Source organism: Mammaliicoccus sp. K-M42 (genome assembly GCF_022386375.1).
Classification (GTDB): domain Bacteria; phylum Bacillota; class Bacilli; order Staphylococcales; family Staphylococcaceae; genus Mammaliicoccus; species Mammaliicoccus fleurettii.
The window spans coordinates 251,430-272,278 of the sequence record NZ_JAJNIS010000001.1; the positions used below are offsets into that span (position 1 = coordinate 251,430).

17 protein-coding genes are annotated in these 20,849 nt (G+C 31.8%); 1 reads left to right on the forward strand and 16 read right to left on the reverse strand.

The features are described from left to right. Positions 1–2: 2 nt before the first annotated feature. From nrdR to LQ668_RS01350, 10 genes are all read right to left on the reverse strand, one after another. Positions 3–461 carry a transcriptional regulator NrdR gene (gene nrdR, locus LQ668_RS01305; protein WP_078356422.1) on the reverse strand — a complete coding sequence of 153 codons (459 nt, stop codon included), beginning with the start codon at positions 459–461 and terminating at the stop codon, positions 3–5. A 191-nt stretch (positions 462–652) separates the two neighbouring features. Then, positions 653–1,687 carry a glyceraldehyde-3-phosphate dehydrogenase gene (locus LQ668_RS01310; RefSeq protein ID WP_078356421.1) on the reverse strand — a complete coding sequence of 345 codons (1,035 nt, stop codon included), beginning with the start codon at positions 1,685–1,687 and terminating at the stop codon, positions 653–655. A 230-nt stretch (positions 1,688–1,917) separates the two neighbouring features. Next, positions 1,918–2,511 (reverse strand): dephospho-CoA kinase, encoded by a 594-nt coding sequence (gene coaE / locus LQ668_RS01315; protein ID WP_078356420.1) that lies wholly within the window; start codon positions 2,509–2,511, stop codon positions 1,918–1,920. 8 nt (positions 2,512–2,519) lie between these two features. After that, positions 2,520–3,392 (reverse strand): DNA-formamidopyrimidine glycosylase, encoded by an 873-nt coding sequence (mutM, locus tag LQ668_RS01320; RefSeq protein ID WP_078356419.1) that lies wholly within the window; start codon positions 3,390–3,392, stop codon positions 2,520–2,522. A gap of 21 nt (positions 3,393–3,413) precedes the next feature. After that, positions 3,414–6,035, reverse strand: a complete 2,622-nt coding sequence (polA, locus tag LQ668_RS01325) for a DNA polymerase I (protein WP_107510174.1) — start codon at positions 6,033–6,035, stop codon at positions 3,414–3,416. A 191-nt stretch (positions 6,036–6,226) separates the two neighbouring features. After that, positions 6,227–7,933 carry a two-component system histidine kinase PnpS gene (gene pnpS / locus LQ668_RS01330; RefSeq protein ID WP_119634159.1) on the reverse strand — a complete coding sequence of 569 codons (1,707 nt, stop codon included), beginning with the start codon at positions 7,931–7,933 and terminating at the stop codon, positions 6,227–6,229. Next, positions 7,926–8,636, reverse strand: coding sequence for a response regulator transcription factor (locus LQ668_RS01335; RefSeq protein ID WP_107509858.1), 711 nt, complete (start codon positions 8,634–8,636; stop codon positions 7,926–7,928). Before LQ668_RS01335 ends, pnpS begins: the two co-directional genes overlap by 8 nt. 143 nt (positions 8,637–8,779) lie before the next feature. Further along, positions 8,780–9,712 carry a malate dehydrogenase gene (mdh, locus tag LQ668_RS01340; RefSeq protein ID WP_107509859.1) on the reverse strand — a complete coding sequence of 311 codons (933 nt, stop codon included), beginning with the start codon at positions 9,710–9,712 and terminating at the stop codon, positions 8,780–8,782. 63 nt (positions 9,713–9,775) lie between these two features. Then, entirely contained in the window at positions 9,776–11,044 is a 1,269-nt protein-coding gene (gene icd, locus LQ668_RS01345) for an NADP-dependent isocitrate dehydrogenase (RefSeq protein WP_078356414.1), read from the reverse strand. A 49-nt stretch (positions 11,045–11,093) separates the two neighbouring features. Next, positions 11,094–12,212: a citrate synthase gene (locus LQ668_RS01350; RefSeq protein WP_107509860.1), complete on the reverse strand. Its 1,119-nt coding sequence runs from the start codon at positions 12,210–12,212 to the stop codon at positions 11,094–11,096. 429 nt (positions 12,213–12,641) lie between these two features. Here LQ668_RS01350 and LQ668_RS01355 point away from each other — a divergent pair, with 429 nt between their 5' ends. Continuing rightward, positions 12,642–13,997, forward strand: coding sequence for an amino acid permease (locus LQ668_RS01355; protein ID WP_107509861.1), 1,356 nt, complete (start codon positions 12,642–12,644; stop codon positions 13,995–13,997). Between the two features lie 270 nt (positions 13,998–14,267). Here the strand turns inward: LQ668_RS01355 and pyk are convergent, their stop codons facing one another. The 6 genes from pyk to ystJ form a co-directional block, all read right to left on the reverse strand. Beyond that, complete coding sequence (pyk, locus tag LQ668_RS01360) at positions 14,268–16,028, reverse strand: pyruvate kinase (protein WP_078356411.1); 1,761 nt, start codon at positions 16,026–16,028, stop codon at positions 14,268–14,270. Positions 16,029–16,059: 31 nt separating this feature from the next. Beyond that, entirely contained in the window at positions 16,060–17,025 is a 966-nt protein-coding gene (gene pfkA, locus LQ668_RS01365) for a 6-phosphofructokinase (RefSeq protein WP_107509862.1), read from the reverse strand. A gap of 239 nt (positions 17,026–17,264) precedes the next feature. Beyond that, a complete protein-coding gene (locus LQ668_RS01370) occupies positions 17,265–18,209 on the reverse strand; it encodes an acetyl-CoA carboxylase carboxyltransferase subunit alpha (RefSeq protein ID WP_107509863.1) in 945 nt (314 codons plus the stop codon). Then, on the reverse strand, positions 18,202–19,071 hold the full coding sequence (gene accD, locus LQ668_RS01375) for an acetyl-CoA carboxylase, carboxyltransferase subunit beta (protein ID WP_107509864.1): 870 nt from the start codon (positions 19,069–19,071) through the stop codon (positions 18,202–18,204). The genes LQ668_RS01370 and accD overlap by 8 nt, the downstream gene beginning before the upstream one ends. An 18-nt stretch (positions 19,072–19,089) precedes the next feature. Beyond that, a complete protein-coding gene (locus tag LQ668_RS01380) occupies positions 19,090–19,545 on the reverse strand; it encodes a FadR/GntR family transcriptional regulator (protein WP_078356407.1) in 456 nt (151 codons plus the stop codon). A gap of 20 nt (positions 19,546–19,565) precedes the next feature. Then, positions 19,566–20,795: an NADP-dependent malic enzyme gene (gene ystJ, locus LQ668_RS01385; protein WP_078356406.1), complete on the reverse strand. Its 1,230-nt coding sequence runs from the start codon at positions 20,793–20,795 to the stop codon at positions 19,566–19,568. Positions 20,796–20,849 lie beyond the last annotated feature (54 nt).

The following is a 20,849-nucleotide window of genomic DNA, read 5'->3' on the forward strand; positions in this document are numbered from 1 at the left end:
CCTTACTTTCGGTCTTTCAATATACCTTGCATTGATTTTAATAATTGATCGACATCTTTAAATTCTCTATATACTGAAGCGAATCTTACATATGAAACTTGATCCACGTCCATTAAATGTTCCATAACTTTTTCCCCAATATCATTGGAAGATACTTCTGTAATACCTTCAGATCTTAATTCTTTTTCTACTTGATTCGTAATATCTTCCAACTTTTGATAAGCAACCGGTCTTTTCTCACATGATCGAACCAATCCATTTAATATTTTATCTCTATTGAAAGTTTGTCTAGCTCCATCTTTTTTAACGACTATTAGTGGCGTAAGTTCTACCCTCTCGAAAGTTGTGAAACGAAAGCCACATGATTCACATTCTCTTCTTCGTCTAATTGCAACTAAATCATCAGCATGTCTAGAGTCTACTACTTTAGAATTTTCGTATTTACAGTTTGGACATCTCATTCGTTTCACCTCTTATATACATTTAATTTCATACATAAATTATACAGTAGTTTCGTATATTTTTAAACGCTCACTATTTTACATAGGGTATACAATAATACATTTATCACTTAAAAGAAATTATTTTAATAAAAAGAACGTAATGTGGAATTAGTTTTACCACATTACGTTCTTCTCGTAAATTATATTAATTATGAAATTTTTTGTTCTCTAACTTCTGATAAAATATTTGCAACTTGTTCAGCTAATTCTACAACTCTCATTGAATAGCCCCACTCATTGTCGTACCAAGCTAATACTTTAACTTTATTTGAATCGATTACCATTGTAGATTGCTCGTCAACAATTGCCGAATGAGGATCTGTATTAAAGTCTATAGATACAAGCGGTTCATCATTTACATCCATAATACCTTTCAATGGACCATTACTTGCTTGACGTAATGCATCGTTAACCTGTTCAACTGTCACATCTGTCTTTAAATCTACTACTAAATCAACAAGAGATACATTGGAAGTTGGAACTCTCAAAGCCATACCGTGCATCTTACCTTCAAGTTCAGGAAGTACGAGTGCTAAAGCTTTAGCAGCGCCTGTTGAAGTTGGGATAATACTATCAGTACAAGAACGAGCTCTTCTTAAATCTTTATGCGGATTATCTAGATTTTTTTGATCATTAGTAAAAGCATGAACAGTTGTCATTAATCCATTTTCAATGCCAAAAGTATCATTAAGTACTTTAGCAACAGGACTTAAACAATTTGTTGTACAAGATGCGTTAGATAATATGTCATACTTATTCAAATCAATCGCATTATCATTCACACCTCTTACGATAGTTTGAACTTGACCACCTTTAGAAGGTCCAGTTAATATAACTTTTTTAGCACCAGCATCAATATGAGAAATTGCTTTATCTCCATGATTGAATTTACCAGTTGCTTCGATAACGATATCGATATCTAAAGTTCCCCATGGCAATAATTTAGGATCTCTTTCAGAAACTAGTAGTATTTTATGACCATCTATAACAATACCATCTTCAACCGCTTCAATTTCTCCATCTAATTTACCGTGCGTTGAATCATATTTAATTAAATGTGCAATTGTTTCTGGTGGATAAGAAGCATTGATAGCTACAATGTTTAAAAAATCAGATTTAAGTGAACCTCTCAATACCATTCTTCCAATTCTTCCTAAACCATTAATTGCAATATTTTTCGTCATAGTCGAGAACCCCTTTTAATGTGATATACTATTTATTGCAATTAGTATATCACATTAAAAGTTTATTGAAAACGTTTTCTAATATGTTTTTTAAAAATTTATCATTAGTTTAATGTAAATAAAAATAAGCAATAAAAATGCTAATGTATCAAAAAAACACTCTCAGTCCATTAATTCCAAACAGGCTGAGAGTGTTATATATATTTTATAAGAATTATTACTTTAACGACCTATATATTAAAGTTGTTTGTGAGTAATGTTTCTATATTTTGAGTTAAATCTACTAATGATCCATTATTGTCTATAATAACATCTGCCATTTCTTTTTTTTCTTCAATAGGCATTTGTGATTTGATTCTTGATAATGCTTCTTCATCAGTTAATTGATTACGCTGTTTCAAACGAACTATTTGTGTTTCCTTTGTAGTATAAACCAACCATGTTTCATCTACTGTATCTTGAAGATTGTTCTCAAATAATAATGGTATATCCATAATGACATTTTTATCTTTTTTTAACCCTAACTGTTTTTCTTCTTCCATAATTTCTCTAACAATAGGGTGAACAATGTTATTAAGTTTTTTCCTCATGTCTTCGTCTTTAAAAACGATTGATCCTACATACTGTCTATTCATTTCACCATTTAATATTGCTTTTTTACCAAATACTTCTTCTACTTGTCGAAGCCCTTTACTACCTGTTTCAACAGCTTTTCGACTTGCAACATCAGCATCAACAATATAAAATCCACGTTCTTTTAACATCTTTGAAACGGTTGATTTACCCGTTGCAATGCCTCCTGTTAAGCCTATGACTTTCGGCATTTTTTCACCTACTTTTGACAATTTGGACAATAATGTGTATTTCTTGTCGCTATAACTTTCTGGAGTACTGGTCCACCACATTGACCACATACTTTTTTACCATATATTAAATGTTTCTCTTGCATCGTTCCTTTTTCACCGTCTGCATTATAATAGTCTGATATACTCGATCCACCATTATCTATTCCTTCTTGCAGGACGTTAACCACTTCTTTAAACACTTTCTCTCTCTCATTTACTGTTAAATCTTTTATAATTCTCGTAGGTAAAACACCTGCTCTTAATAAAGCTTCACAAGCGTATATATTCCCACAACCTGATATAACAGTATGATCCAATATAGCAACTTTTATTGGTTTATTAATAAATTTCTTTGACATAATTTTTTCCAGATAATGTTCATAAGCTTCTTTTACAAATGGTTCAGGTGCTATTTTCAGTACAGAAGGATACTCATTCAACTCATCTAACGCTCTCAATTCACCAAATCTACGAATGTCTGTATAAATAAGTTTCAATCCATTATCTAATGCAAAAATTACATGCCAATGCTTTCTATGATTTTCTATTTCTATATTAGATAGCTCAGGAACAGTAAAAAATGCGCCAGTCATTCCAAAATGACACATAATGATTTTACTTTCTGATTCTTTTTCAATTTCCATAAAAATATATTTACTTCTTCTATATACATTTATGATTTTAAATTGTTCTGTTCGTTCCTTAAACAATTCTAAAGTTGTTCCTTTTATAATTGTTTCTTTCCCAACTTCTTTTCCAATTTTCACTTTATCTGAAAAAGTTACATTTTGAATAGTTGCACCTAGTATTCTAGGTGTAATCACTCTTTTAACACTTTCAACTTCTGGTAATTCCGGCATATTCAATCTTCTTTCTATTACTTATTTTGCATCGTACCATGTTTCTCCATAACTTGATTCTACACTTAATGGCACTGATAACTCGAGTGCATTATCCATGATATCTTCAACGAATGGTTTAAATGTTTCTAATTCGTCTTTCGGAACTTCAAAAATCAATTCATCGTGTACTTGTAATAACAATTTAGCTTTAAATTCTTTTTCTTTCATTTTATTAGAAAATTGAACCATTGCTAATTTTATAATGTCAGCTGCGCTACCTTGAATTGGTGTGTTCATTGCAGTTCTTTCTGCAAAACTTCTTAAATTAAAGTTTCTATTCGTAATATCAGGTGTGTATCTACGTCTATGAAGCAATGTTTCCACGTAACCTTTTTGCTTAGCATCTTGAACGATAGTATCCATATATTCTTTTACTTTAGGAAAACTATCTAAATAATCATCTATGAATTTTTTAGCAGCTTTTCTTGTTATACCTAAACTTTGGCTAAGTCCATAATCACTTATACCATATACAATTCCAAAGTTTACTGCTTTTGCTTGTCTTCTCATATTTGAGGTTACTTCCTCTTTTTCTACGTTAAACACTCTCATCGCAGTAGTTGTATGGATATCTTCATTAGCAGTAAAAGCTTCTTTCATATGTTCGTCACCTGTTATATCAGCCAACACTCGCAACTCGATTTGTGAATAGTCAGCAGCAAAAATAACGTGATTTTCTTTACTTGGACGAAATGCTTTTCTGATTTTTCTACCTTCTTCTAACCGTATCGGTATATTTTGTAAGTTAGGTTCTATTGAGCTTAATCTACCAGTTTGAGCCAAGGTTTGATTAAATCTAGTATGAATCTTACCTTCTGAAGTTATCATTTTTTGTAAGCCTTCAATGTAAGTCGATTGTAATTTAGCAAGTTGTCTATAAACTAAAATATCTTCAATAATTGGATGTTCATTTCTCAATTGTTCTAATACATCAACTGCTGTAGAATAGCCTGTTTTTGTTTTTTTAATGATAGGTAATTTTAAATCTTCAAATAAAACTACACCTAGCTGTTTAGGTGAATTTATATTAAATTCACTTCCAGCATGATTGTGAATCTGTTCAATCAATTTATCGATACGAACTTTTAAATCTTCTTGCATTTCAACTAATGTATCTTTATCTACAGTTATACCGATATATTCCATTTCAGCTAATACTCTTGCTAATGGTAACTCTAAATCATCATGTAGACTAAGTTGCGCTCTTTCTTTCAGTAGCTCGACCATTTTTTCTTTTGTCTCAAATATTGCAGTTACTTTTTTAGCAATACATTCAAAAAGTACTTCACGTTCAGGAACATGTAGCTTTTTACCTTTACCATATATACTTTCATCATTTGGTACATAATAAATGCCAAACTCAGAAACAACTGAGTACACATCATCGATTGTTCTAGATGGATCCAATATATAACTAGCGAGCATTGTATCAAATTGAATATTTTCAACTTTAATACCTAATCTTTCACATAAAATAATTGTCTTTTTAGAATCATATGCTGAGAATTTCACATTCCCATTTTCTAACCAAGCGTGTAAGTCTTTATTTTGTTCGAGTTCTTCAAGTGAAATGACATACGTTTTATCATTGGCATGAATTGCAAATCCAAGAATATCAGCCTTTAAATAATTGTTTTCGTTTGTTTCAAAATGTATAGCTGCTTCTTTAATATTTGCAAAATCAAAATCGTTTAAATGATCTTGATATTCTATGATGCGATCGTCTGATGCTTCAGTACTCGCATCCATTTGGTCAAGTAACTGTTTGAATTCCAAAGTTTTGAATAATTTAATTTTTTCCTCATCACCATTATCCGTTAACTTCAAATCATCTATCGTTACTTCAATTGGACTATCTCTATTGATTGTTGCCAGTTCTTTACTAAGCTTTGCATTATCTTCATTATCTATAAGTTTTTCTTTCATTTTAGATTGTTTTAATTCATCTATATTATTATAAACGCCATCAACAGTATCATATTGTTTCAACAATTTAATCGCAGTTTTCTCGCCAATTCCCGGCACACCAGGGATGTTGTCAGACTTATCGCCCATAAGTCCTTTCATTTCTATAATTTGCTTTGGTTCTAGTCCATCATATTTTTCTGAAATAAATTCAGGAGTATAATGATCAATATCAGTTACACCTTTTTTTGTATAATAAATCGTTACGTTTTCACTAGCTAATTGTGTTAAGTCACGATCACCCGTAATAATGATTGTCTTTAAGTTTTTTTCATCAGCTTGTTTTGATAGTGTACCGATAATGTCATCTGCTTCATAATTTTCTAATTCATAATGTTTAATATGATAGCTTTCTACTAACTGACGTATATATTGTAATTGGCTTCTTAGTTCATCTGGCGTCTTCTCTCGTCCACCCTTGTATTCACTGTACATTTTATTTCTAAACGTAGTCTTCCCTGCATCAAATGCAACCATAAAGTGTGTAGGTTCTTCTTCTTTTATAATTTTATCTAAAATCATTGTAAAACCATATATTGCATTAGTATAAACACCAGCTTTATTAGTTAATAAAGGCAATGCAAAAAACGCTCTAAATGATAAACTATTACCATCAATCAGTACCAATTTTTCCAATGTAGGATACCTCCATTATTATATTGATTTTATTTTATCATACCTCACACTATAATCAGATTGTTTCGCATAAAATAAAAAAAGCGAAATACATATGTATTTCGCTCAATCATCAAAATGAAGGGGTCTATATTTATTCTATCTATCAATAATTAATTCAGCATGAATAAATTGTAAAGATTCTATAAAGATTATTTATTAAATAGCTTCACAATAAAATCAGAACCTTTACCGACTTCTGATTCTACTTTAATTTGTCCATTATGTGCTTCAATGATATGTTTTGTAATTGATAATCCTAATCCTGTTCCACCTGAATCTCTACTTCTTGCTTTATCCACTCTATAAAATCTTTCAAATATTCGTCTTTGTTCATCTACTGATATACCAATACCATTGTCTTTAACTGAAATGACTTGGCCATCTCCATCATTTTTGATTGTAAGAACAATATGACTAGATTTTGGTGAATAACTAATTGCATTTGTTAATAAATTAATCAAAACTTGAGTGATTTTATCTTTATCTCCAAATGAAATAACATTTTCGTCTATTTTGTTTATTATTTCTATGTCTTTCTTCATAGCAACATTGGCAACTGTATTTATTGTATGTTCTCCTATTTCAGTGAGAGATATTTGCTCTTTAGGAATTTCATCATTTTGTTCAATTTTTGATAAATCAAGTAAATCTTGAACTAACGACTGAATTCTATTAGACTCCTCAAGAATAATATTTAAGAACATATCTAATGATTCTGGATCATTTTTAGCACCATCTAACAATGTTTCTGCAAAACCTTTTATAGATGTTATTGGTGTACGTAACTCATGAGATACATTGGCAACAAAATCTTTTCGCATATGTTCTAATTTTTTTAATTTTGTTATATCATGCATAACGACAACCAAACCTAATAAGTTACGCTTTCTTCTAGATAACACAGGTATAACTGATACTTCAAAAAATTTATTATGAACATTATTAATAGTTATTTCAACTTGTTCAAACACCGGTTCTTCTAACTTTAATGATTCATTCATCATTTGAGAGATTTCAGCGTTTGGCATTACATCTTTAAATAATTGACCTTCTGCATTACCAACACGGTCAAATAAATCATGATATGTTTTATTCGCAATAACGATAACACCATCTCTATCTACCATCAATGTTGCACTAGGTATATTTTCTAATGTAGTCTCTAATCTATTTCTTTGTAATTTTTGCTCATTATTTAAATCATCTAAAGTTCTAGCAAGCTCATTTGTATTAATAAATAACTCTTTCGTTTCTTTAACATTACTTTCTGGAACTCTAACACGATATTTTCCTGAAGCTAATAATTTTGTAGCATAAGTTACTTCTTTTATTGGATGTATATAAGAAGTATTAATATATCTAACTACAAAATATATAAGCGGTAACATAAAGCATAGAACGAGTAATAAATACTTCCATATATCTTTTTGAATAATAGATATAGCATCCGTTTGCTTAGCTATAGCTATAGTATAGTCATTGTATTTTTTAGCATATAAAATTTCAGAATCAATTTTGTCAACTGAGAAATATTCATCAAAAGATTTTGCATCTGAAATTGCTTTCTTCTTTTCTTTTTTAAATAGTTTTGTATTATTTTCTGTTGAGTTATAGATTACTTTACCATTTTTTTCTAGATAAATATCTTGCTCAAACACATCAAGTATTTCGTTAATTTTTTGTGGTTCTTTTTTAGCGATGTTATATATTTTTTGAGATTCTGTTTTTAATAATTTTTGCTGTTGTTTAGAAATTAAATCATAACTAGAATTATGAAGGAAAAACCCTAATATAAGAAAACTTACAACAGTGACCGTTGTAAGTATAATTAATAACTTATTATAAAATTTAATCATTGTTCTTTGGTCTTTCTAACTTATAGCCTAAACCCCTAACTGTTTTAATAAATTGAGGTTGCTTAGGATTCTCTTCAAGTTTATCCCTCAAATGGCTAATATGTACATCAACTATTCTAGAGTCGCCAGCAAATTCATAATTCCATACTGAATTTAACATATGTTCACGTGTTATAACTCGTCCTTGTCTTTCAATTAAATAAAGTAATAGTTCAAATTCTTTAGGTGTTAATTCTAATAATTCGTCATTTCTATAAACTTCGAAAAAGTCAGGTCTGATTCTAATAGAACCTAAAATAATATCTTCATCGTCATCTGAGTTTTGAGTTTCAATTTGACCGACACGTCGTAAAATTGCTTTAACACGAGCTACCACTTCACGGGGTGAAAATGGCTTCGTCATATAATCATCTGCACCTAATTCTAGACCTAATACTCTATCAAATTCGTCATCCTTGGCAGTAAGCATTAAAATTGGAACTTGATTTTTGTCAGAACGAATCGTTTTACATACTTCAATTCCATCTTTTTCAGGTAACATTACATCTAATACTAATAAATCAGGCTTTTCTTCGTTAACCATTTCTAATGCTTGAACACCATCGTAAGCTACGATTACTTGGTATCCAGCTTGTTCTATATTATATTTCAGCAATGTAACGATAGATTGTTCATCGTCTACAACCAATACTTTTTGTGACATGCAAGGTCCTCCTTAAGCGATTTAATATAATTATAACTTAAATTATTAAAAAAATAATGCATATTTAGAGAACTTTACAAAAAGTTAACACTTTCTAAACATTAAGGCTGATTCTTTACCGAATCAGCCTTATTCCTATTATTTTATTGTAAAATATCTCTAACAACTTTAACTGATTCAGCAGATTCATCTAATAGTTCTTTTTCTTCATCAGTTAAGTCTAATTCAAGGACGCTTTCTATTCCATTTTTACCTAATACAGTAGGCACACCTAAATATATATCATTATATCCATATTCGCCTTCTAAATATGCAATTGAAGGCAATACTCTTTTTTGATCTTTCAAGATTGCTTCAGTCATTTCTATTAAAGCTGCACCAGGTGCATAATAAGCAGAACCATTCCCTAATAGGTTAACGATTTCAGCTCCACCTTTTCTAGTTCTATCTACAATCTCATTAATTTTATCTTGTGATAATAAATTTTCTAATGGTACACCACCAGCTGTAGAATATCTAATTAAAGGTACCATTGTATCACCATGACCACCTAATACGAATCCTGTAACGTCTTTTACAGATAAATCTAAAGCATCTGCTACAAATGTTCTAAATCTTGCAGTATCAAGGACACCAGACTGACCGATTACTCGTTCTTTTGGTAAACCTGATTCTTTATAAACTGTATAAGTCATTGCATCAACAGGATTTGTTAATACTATAATAACTGTATTAGGTGAATATTTAACGATTTGTTCTGTTACTGATTTCATTACATTTTGATTTGTTTGAACTAAATCGTCACGTGACATACCTGGCTTTCTCGCAATACCAGCCGTAATAATAACAACATCTGAGTCTTTAGTATCTTCATAGTTTGAAGTACCTATTACTTTTGAATCAAAAGATAATACTGGAGCACTTTCTGCTATATCGAGTGCTTTTCCTTTAGTAGGATTTTCTGACTGTGGCATATCCACCAAAACAATGTCGCCTAATTCCTTTTGAGCTGCAATGAAAGCAGCAGTTGCACCAGTAAATCCTGCACCAATTATTGATATCTTCTTCCTTGCCATAATATTCATCTCCTTATAAATAAAAGGAAGGTTATAAATAACCTTCCTCAATTAATGCTTTATTTATGGTAAATTTTTAATTAATTCATCAGCAAATTCTGAAGATTTAACTTCAGTCGCGCCATCCATTAAACGAGCAAAGTCATATGTTACTACTTTAGAAGCAATTGTTGCTTCTACAGATTGAGTTACTTTATCTGCAGCTTCTTGCCATCCTAAATGTTCTAACATTAATACACCACTAAGTAAAACTGATGAAGGGTTTACTTTGTCTAAACCAGCGTATTTTGGAGCTGTACCGTGAGTAGCTTCAAATATTGCATGTCCAGTTTCATAGTTAATATTCGCTCCTGGAGCAATTCCAATACCACCAACTTGAGCTGCTAATGCATCTGAAATGTAGTCACCATTTAAGTTCATAGTCGCTACAACATCAAATTCAGCTGGGCGAGTTAAGATTTGTTGCAAGAAGATATCAGCAATTGAATCTTTAACAATTAACTTACCTTCTGCTTCAGCATTTGATTGTGCTTTGTTTGCTGCATCTTTACCTTGTTCTTCAACAATTTTATCATATTGTTGCCAAGTAAATACTCTATCACCGAATTCACGTTCTGCTAGATCGTAACCCCATTTTTTGAATGCACCTTCAGTGAATTTCATAATGTTACCTTTATGTACTAAAGTAACATTTCTACGATTGTTATCGAATGCATAGTTAATAGCTGCTCTTACTAGTCTTTCAGTTCCTTCTTTTGAAACTGGTTTGATACCTATACCTGAAGTTTCTGGGAATCTAATGTTTTTAGCACCCATTTCATTTTGTAAGAAGTCTACTACTTTTTTAACATCATCTGTGCCTTCTTGGAATTCAATACCAGCATAAATATCTTCTGTATTTTCACGGAAGATAACCATATCTGTATCTTCTGGACGTTTAACTGGTGAAGGAACACCTTTAAACCAACGTACAGGACGTAGACAAGTGAATAAATCTAACTCTTGACGTAAAGCAACGTTTAGTGAACGAATACCTCCACCAATTGGAGTTGTTAATGGTCCTTTAATTGCGATTAAATATTCTCTAATTGTATCTAAAGTCGCTTCAGGTAACCATTCGCCAGTTTCATCGAATGCTTTTTGACCAGCTAAAACTTCTTTCCATTCGATTTTCTTCTCACCATTATATGCTTTTTCTACTGCAGCATCTAATACTCTACTTGCTGCATTCCAAATATCTGGACCAATTCCGTCTCCGATAATAAATGGTACGACCGGGTTATTTGGAACATTTAATACGCCTTGATTTGTTGTGATTTTTTCTGCTGTCATTATATTATTCCTCCATCTAATTTGTGTTATTTATATTATATTAACTATATTATCGTTTTTCAATCGCTTCGTATTTACGATCACGCGCGCCAGTGTATTCAGCTCTTGGTCTCATTATTCTATTTGTTCTATATTGTTCAAGAATATGAGCTGTCCAACCTGACATACGACTAACTGCGAAAATTGGTGTAAATAAGTCATGATCAATACCCATACTATGATATACAGTAGCACTATAGAAATCTACATTAGGTAATAATCCTTTTTCTTCTTTCATTATTTCAGCAATGCGTAATGAAATTTCAAATAATTCTTTTTGACCTGATTCATCTGTTATACGACGACTCATTTCTTTTAAATATTTAGCTCTTGGATCTCCATTTTTGTAAACTCTATGTCCAAAGCCCATGATTTTTTCTTTATTTGCTATTTTTTCTTTAATATAATCGTCTGTTTTATCGACTGTACCAATTTCAGTTAACATTTTCATAACTTGCTCGTTAGCGCCACCATGTAATGGTCCTTTAAGAGCTCCAGCTGCTGCAGTTACACCTGAATACATATCAGATAAAGTTGAAACTGCAACTCTTGCTGTAAATGTAGATGCATTAAATTCATGGTCTGCATGTAAAATTAAAGCTTTATTGAAACCTTCAACTTCAACATCAGTTGGAATTTCTCCTCTTAACATATATAAGAAGTTTGCTGCATATGTTAATTCTTTTTTAGGTTTAACAACTTGCTTACCTTGTCTCACACGTGAAAATGAAGCTACTAATGAAGCTATTTTCGCTTGGATTCTAATTGCACGTTCATAATTAGATTCTTCGTCGAATACTTCTGCTTTAGGATCAAAATGAGCAAGATAAGATAACGATGTACGTAATCCTGTCATTGGGTGTATTTTATCCGTTGCATAATCTTCAAAGTGACTATACATTCTTGGATTTAAAGTCATATAATCAAATAACTTCCCATCTAATTCTTCTAATTCTGCTTTATTAGGTAATCTTAAATTCCAAAGTAAAAACATTACCTCTTCAAATAATGCATTTTCAGTTAGATCATCTATTTCATAACCTGCGTAAGTTAATTGATTATCTATAATTGAACTAATTTCAGTTTCAGAAGCAATGATACCTTCTAAACCTTTTGCTACTTGTGCCATAATAATATCCCCCTTACTAAATAATTGCCCATATATGTAATGGCTTTCATATTACATTATATATAATTTCTGTTGATTTGTGAATGCGAAGACCTTTGAAACTTGAAAAAAGTTAGTAATTGAAATTAAATTAAATTAAACAAATGTAAATTTATCGTTTTTATAATATTCATATAATAAATTAAATATACCTCCAAAACGTGAACAACAAAGGATTTTTAAGATAATTATATCTTATCACATTTATCAGATTTAGTCCTTTTTACACTTTAACCATTCATTTTTATTATTATATATGATAAAAATTATAAATCATGATTTAAGTAAAATTTAACCATTAATATACTTAAGTTTTTAATTGCTATTTTCTGACAGCAAGTGCATAATAAAAACATAAAATTTTGAATATGAAAGAAGGAAATAGGTTTTATGTCTAATAATTTACAAAGGGAGTTGAGTAATAGACACGTACAGCTTATTGCTATAGGGGGAGCAATCGGTACTGGTTTGTTTTTAGGCGCTGGAGAAACAATTCATTCTGCCGGTCCATCAATTCTGCTTACCTATATTATTATAGGATTAATACTATTTTTATTTATGCGAGCTTTAGGTGAAATCTTACTGTCAAATACTGATTTTCATTCATTCGCAGATGTAACTCATACATATATCGGACCATTTGCTGGATACATAACAGGATGGACTTACTGGTTCTGTTGGATCGTAACAGGCATGGCTGAAGTTACAGCAGTTGCAAAATACATAAGTTTTTGGTTTCCAAATATACCAACATGGTTAACAGCATTATTTACTATACTCGTTTTAATGTCCTTGAATTTAATGACTGCTAAACTATTTGGAGAATTAGAATTTTGGTTTTCGATTATCAAAATCACAACAATTGTAGCACTAATAATTGTAGGAACTATAATGATTGTTATGGCGTATGAAACACCTTATGGTACTGCATCTATAACACATATATGGGATCATGACGGATTATTTCCAAATGGTATGAATGGATTCTTTATGTCATTCCAAATGGCTACATTTTCTTTTGTTGGAATTGAATTAATAGGTGTCACTGCAGGTGAAACGAAAGACCCTCACAAAACAATTCCGAGAGCAATAAACAGTGTACCTATTCGTATTATGATTTTTTATGTAGGTTCACTAATTATCATCATGTCTATTGCGCCATGGGATAAAATTGATCCTGCAGAAAGTCCATTTGTTAAACTATTTGGCCTCATAGGGATTCCAATAGCTGCAGCAATTATTAACTTTGTAGTTCTTACAGCTGCAGCATCATCTTGTAATAGTGGAATCTTTTCAAATAGTAGAATGCTCTATGGTTTATCTCAAAATGGACAAGCTAATAAAAGATTTGGCGAAACAAATAAGACAGGTGTTCCTTATAAAGCTACACTATTCAGTTGTTTTTTATTAATGATTTCTGTAATTCTAAACTATGTTATAAAAGATGCTGGAGAAGTATTTAAATACGTTACATCAGTTTCAACCGTTTTATTTTTAGTTGTATGGTCGCTGATTATTATTGCTTATATTAAATATCGTAAGATTTCCCCTGAGTTAAATAAAAGTTCTAAATTCAAATTGCCAGGTGGCGTACCAGTAGCATGGATAACATTAATATTCTTTATCTTTGTATTCATTTTATTGATGACAAACAAAGTTACCTTAATCGCTATCTTAATCACTCCAATTTGGTTTATCCTTTTAACTTTGATGTATTTTATTCAAAAGAAAAAAGTATTTAAATAAGATAAAGAGCTTGGACACAATGTCCTAGAGATATAAAAAAGAGTAGAAATTCATTGTTGAAAGTGAATTTCTACTCTTTTTATATATAGGTTATTCACACTTCTTTAGGCTAGTGTGAATATAGCTATCCTTGCTTACACTTCTTTCGACTTGTGTAAATATAACTACCCTTGCTTACACTTCTCTCGACTTGTGTAAATATAGAGGACCTAAGACAAAGAGGATGGGACAAATTAATTGTCTCATCCTCTTTTAAAGTTAATCTATATATTAAAGTACGTTAGCGTATCCTTCATATATTTTATGTTGTTTAGGATCTAATGTAATTAAAGTACCGTCTACAATTTTTTGACGAGCATCTTCTACTCCAACTATTGTTGCAACGCCTAAGTTAAGTCCAACTACAGCTGCGTGTGAAGTTAAACCACCTTCTTCAGTTACAATCCCTTTTGCTTTTTCTAAGTAAGGAACCATTTCTGCATCTGTAGATTGTGTAACTACGACTGATTCACTTAAATCTTTTCCTTTTAAATCTTCAGCTTTATTTACAACTACTGCTTTACCTACTGTTGAATTATGACCAATACCTTGACCTTTAGCTAATTCATCCCCAACTAAATGTATTTTCATTAAGTTAGTTGTACCTGATTCTCCAGTAGGAACACCTGCTGTAATAATGATTAAATCACCATTATCAACTAAACCAGTGTTTACTGCTGTTGATACTGCATTGTTTAATAACTCATCCGTATTTTGCTCACCTTTTTTAACAACCGGTAAAACGCCCCATACTAATGTCATATGACGAGCAGTTGTTTCGTTTGGTGTTACAGCAATGATATGTGAATGTGGTCTATATTTAGAAATTGTTTGTGCAGTTGCTCCACTTTCTGTTGCAGCTACGATTGATTCTACATTCAAGTTTAATGCTGTATGTGCCACTGATACACCTATAGCATTTACTAAGTTTGTGTCTATCATTTTTGAACGATCTGACAATAATTTTTTGTAATCTTGTGCATCTTCAGCAGCTACTGCGATATTTTGCATAGTACGTACAGCTTCTTCTGGATATAATCCAGCTGCAGTTTCACCAGATAACATTACTGCATCTGTACCGTCATAAATAGCGTTGGCTACGTCACTTGCTTCAGCTCTTGTACAACGAGGATTTCTTTGCATTGAGTCTAACATTTGTGTAGCTGTAATAACTGGTTTACCTAATTTATTACATTTCTTAATTAATTGTTTTTGAACCATTGGTACAGCTTCTGGTAAGATTTCAACACCCATATCACCACGAGCTACCATTAATCCGTCTGAAACTTGAAGAATTTCATCGATATTTTCAATTCCTTCTTCATTTTCAATTTTAGGAATAATTTTAATTGTATTGTTTTCTTTTTCTTCTAAAATTCCACGAATATCTAAAACATCTGAAGGACGTCTTACGAAACTTGCAGCTATGAAATCTACATTTTGTTCAATACCAAAACGAATATCGCTAGCATCTTTCTCAGTAATACCTGGAAGATTTACTTTAACACCTGGTAAGTTAACACCTTTTTTATTTTTAAGTTCTCCTGTATTCTCTACATGACAAACGACTTCACCTTTAGTAACGTCTATAGATTTAACAGTAAGTTCTATTAAACCATCATCAAGTAGAATTGTTGAACCAACTTCAAGGTCTTCAGCTAATTTCTCATAAGTTACTGAAAATGCTTCAGGCGTACCTTCAACTTCTGTTGTTTTAACTGTAACTTCACTACCTTTAGTAAGTTCAATTAAACCATTTTTCATATTATTCGTTCTGATTTCTGGACCTTTAGTGTCAAGTAAGATACCAATATTTTTGTTTAATTTTGCACTTACTTTTCTAATTGTATCTATACGACCTTTATGTTCTTCGTGACTGCCGTGAGAGAAGTTCAATCTAGCGACGTTCATCCCTGCAAGCATTAATTTTTCTAACATTTCTTCTGATTCTGATGCTGGACCTATCGTACATACAATTTTTGTCTTTCTCATTTTAAAATGACCTCCATAGTTTTTACTTGATTTAAATAGATAATTGATGCGCTAATTCATACATTTTGTTATCGATATTATGTTCTGATTGGAATATTCCATCAAAGTGAGTACATGTTAACTCATTTTGTTGAATGCCAACTGCTTTAGCACTTTCACCTTGCATAAGTAATTCGACAGCGTATCCACCTAATCTTGATGCTAATACTCTATCCATACCTGTAGGTGTACCACCTCTTTGAATATGACCTAAACATGAAACGCGTGTATCAATGTTGATATATTTTTTTAATTCTTCGCCGCATTGATTACCTGTCATAACACCTTCAGCACATACAATAATTGAGTGTTTCTTACCACGATCCATGCCTTGTTGGATTTTTTCAGCAATTTCTTCTATGTCCGCTTTTACTTCTGGAATTAAAATTGTTTCAGCTCCAGCAGCTAATCCTGACCATAATGCTAAATCCCCAGCATCTCTACCCATAACTTCGATAATAAAAGTACGTTCATGACTTGATGCCGTATCCCTAATTTTATCAACAGACTCTATAATTGTGTTAAGAGCTGTGTCAAAGCCGATTGTGAAGTCAGTACCATTTATATCATTATCGATTGTACCTGGTACACCAATTGTTTTAAGGTTTTTTGCTTCTTCACTTAATCTTTGTGCGCCTCTATAGCTACCATCGCCTCCGATAACAACCAAGCCTTCTATACCTCTTTTTTCAAGATTTTCGATAGCTTTAGCACGAACTTCTTTTTCTTTAAATTCTGGACACCTTGCAGAATAAAGGAATGTTCCACCTCTTTGAATCATGTCACCTACTGAGCCTAATTCAAGTTTTTCAATATTATCATTGATTAAACCTAAATATCCTTGGTAAACACCATAAACTTCAATATCATGATAAATAGCTTTACGAACAACCGCACGAATAGCTGCGTTCATCCCTGGTGAATCTCCACCACTCGTTAATACTGCAATTTTTTTCATAAATATACAGACCTCTCTTGTTATATGTTTGTTAATTTAAAAATAACACAAATAATTGCTTGATTCCATTAAAACTAACGTTATTTAGATATGTAAACGTCTTCTTAAACAAAGATTCTAAGTTTTGTAATATTCGGAATCTTGAAAACGCTATACATTTATTTCTATTATGCATATATACTCATAACAAAGAAAAAGAAAAGTCTTTTAAATAAGACCTTTCTTTTCCATGTTTGTTATTAATCAATATAACTTCCTATATTACGATACTTTTTAAACCTGTCTTCAACTAAACTTTCTGGAGATAATGTTTTTAACTCAGACATATGTTTGGTAATTGAAGTCTTTATAAGTGTTGCTTGATTTTCTAAATGTTTATGTGCTCCACCAAATGGTTCTTTAACCACTTCATCTACAACCCCTAATTCAAATAAATCAGGAGCAGTAATTTTCATCGTTTCAGCTGCCATTTGTGCTAAACTTGAATCTTTCCATAATAATGCAGCTGCACCCTCAGGAGAGATTACAGAATACGTACTATTTTCAAGCATAAGTAAACGGTTCGTAACACCTAAACCAAGTGCTCCGCCGCTTCCTCCTTCACCAATTACGATAGAAATAACGGGTACAGTTAATGAAGCCATTTCAATTAAGTTTTTAGCAATTGATTCACTTTGGCCACGTTCTTCAGCAGCTTTACCTGGATACGCACCTTTTGTATCAATAAAGGTTATAATAGGACGGTTGAATTTTTCTGCTTGTTTCATTAATCTCAAAGCTTTACGATACCCTTCAGGATGTGCCATACCGAAGTTTCGGTAAATATTATCTTTCGTATCTTTACCTCTTTGATGACCAATAACTGTTACAGGTAATCCATTAAAATAAGCTAATCCACCTATTAATGCTGGATCATCTCTAAATGTACGATCGCCATGTAATTCTATAAAGTCATCAAATATATATGGAATATAATCTAGCGTTGTTGGTCTTTCTTGCAACCTAGCAACTTGTACTCTATCCCAAGGCTTTAAGTTTTTATATATTTGTTCTGTTTCTTTAGACAAAGTTGCTTCTAATATTTCAATTTCATCTAATAAATTAACACCATGCTTTTCTTGATAAGCTTTTAGAGATGCTATCTTCTCTTTAATCTCTTCTAAAGGTTTTTCAAATTCAAGCATTATCTCTCACCTCGTTGTGATGCATCTTAAGAACAGTACTTAATGTTTTGTACATATCTTTTCTATGTACAACTTTATCAAGTTGCCCATGATCTAGTAAAAATTCTGCCGTTTGGAAATCATCAGGTAGTTTTTCACTTATAGTTTGTTCAATGATTCTTCTACCTGCGAATCCAATTAATGCTTTTGGTTCTGCAAAATTTAAATCCCCTACAGATGCGAAACTAGCTGAAACGCCTCCTGTAGTTGGATGTGTCATATAAGAAATAAAAAGTAAACCTTTATCACTATGACGTTTGATTGAAACGCTTGTTTTAGCCATTTGCATAAGTGAAATTATACCTTCTTGCATCCGTGCACCACCACTTGCTGTAAATAATACAAATGGTAAATCATGATCTGAACAATAATCTACTATTCTACAAATTTTCTCTCCGACTACTGCACCCATACTACCCATTCTAAATCTGGAATCCATAACGCAAATACCATAAGGGATACCATCTATTGTTGTAACACCTGTCACAACAGCATCATTAAGACCTGTTTTTTGTCTATCTTTTTCAAGCTTATCTTCATATCCAGGAAATTCTAAAGGATTTGAAGCAGTCATACCGACATCGAATTCTTTAAACGCGTCTTCATCACTTACAGTTTTAATTCTGTCGTGAGCACTAAGCGCAATATGATGATCACAATTAAAACAAACATTTAAATTTTGTACGAGTTCTTTCGTATACATAATTTTTTTACATTTTGGACATTTAGTCATAATACCTTCTGGCACGTCATTATCTTTACTGTTTTGAACAGTTACATATTTTTTCTTTTTTTGGTTTCGATTGAACAAGTCTTTAAACATGTCACTATCCCCCTGATCTTATTTACAATTATCTCTTTCAAATCTATCACTATATTGAGAGAGTAGTTTCCAAATCATATACATAATTTGATTATTATTAGAAGAAACAAGTTCTTCTTTTGAATTTGTTTCGATGCTATTATGTTCTTCACAAAAATTTTCAATCATCCATTTAAGCTCATTTATTTCATCTAATTGAGATTCATTATGGATCAAAAACCTACCAATCAAATCAAAAAGTTGGTGTTGGTACATATCACTTAGAAATGTACCTTCACCTCTCCTAGTATGTATTACACCGAGAAGCTCTAATGCTCTAAGAGCTTCTCTTATACTTGAACGCCCGACATTAAGTGTCTCACTTAAAAATCTTTCAGAAGGTAGCTTTTCGCCCACTTGAATATTTTTTTCAACAATAATTGATTGAATTTGTTCGACAATCTTGATTAAACCTTTTTGCTTATTTTTATCCAATGTGGTGCCTCCTTCCCAAACTATGACAAGTCAGCTAATTCGTATGTTTTTCGCTCAATTTCATCTAAATCGACTTCAATACGTGCTACGCCTGATTCCATACCGGCTTTAGCTACAGCTCTTGCAACATAAGGTGCAACTCTTGCATCAAATGGACCAGGTATTACATAGTCTGAATTTAATTCATCTTCTGAAACTAAGTTAGCAATGGCTTCTACAGCCGCTTGTTTCATTTCTTCGTTTATATGTGTTGCTCTAATATCTAAAGCACCTCTAAATATACCAGGGAATGCTAATACATTATTAATTTGATTTGGAAAATCTGAACGTCCTGTGCCTATAACTTTTGCACCAGCTTCTTTGGCAATATTAGGCATAATTTCAGGAACCGGATTGGCCATAGCAAAAATAATTGGGTCCTCTGCCATAGTTTCAACTAATTCTTTTGTTAATGCGCCTTCTACTGAAACACCAACAAAAACATCAGCTTCTTTAATAACATCTTCTAGTTTTCCTTCGATTTTGTCTTTATTAGTCCATTTAGCTACAAAATCTTTTGTAGGATTCATTCCATAAGGACGATCTTCATAAATTGCACCTCTAGAATCGCACATAATCATGTTTCTTACGCCATAACTATATAATAATTTTATAATTGCAATACCAGCAGCACCAGCGCCATTTAAGACTACTTTTATATCGGATAATTTTCTGTCAGTAATTTTGAGTGCATTTATTAATCCAGCCACTGTGACGATTGCAGTACCATGTTGATCATCATGAAATACAGGTATTTTAGTTTCTTTTTTAAGTCTCTCTTCAATTTCAAAACATCTAGGAGCTGAAATGTCTTCTAAGTTAACGCCGCCATAGTTAGGTTCTAATAGTTTAACTGTGTTTACAATTTCATCAACATCTGTCGTGTTTAATGCTATTGGTACGCCATCTACGCCTGCAAAGCTTTTAAATAATACTGCTTTACCTTCCATAACTGGAATACTTGCTTCAGGACCAATATCTCCAAGACCTAATACAGCAGTACCATCAGTAATAACTGCTACAGCATTTGATTTCATTGTATAGTCATATACTTTACGTACATCTTCATGTATATCTTTACATGGCTCAGCAACTCCCGGTGAATAAGCAAGGCTTAATTCCTCTTTATTAGTAACTTTAACCTTTGCGTAGACACCTAATTTACCTTGTTTTTCTTTGTGCATATATAGAGCATCGTCTCTTAGTGACAAAATGATCATCCCTTCATTTTATGTATCTATCCCTTTATTATACATGAAATTTTA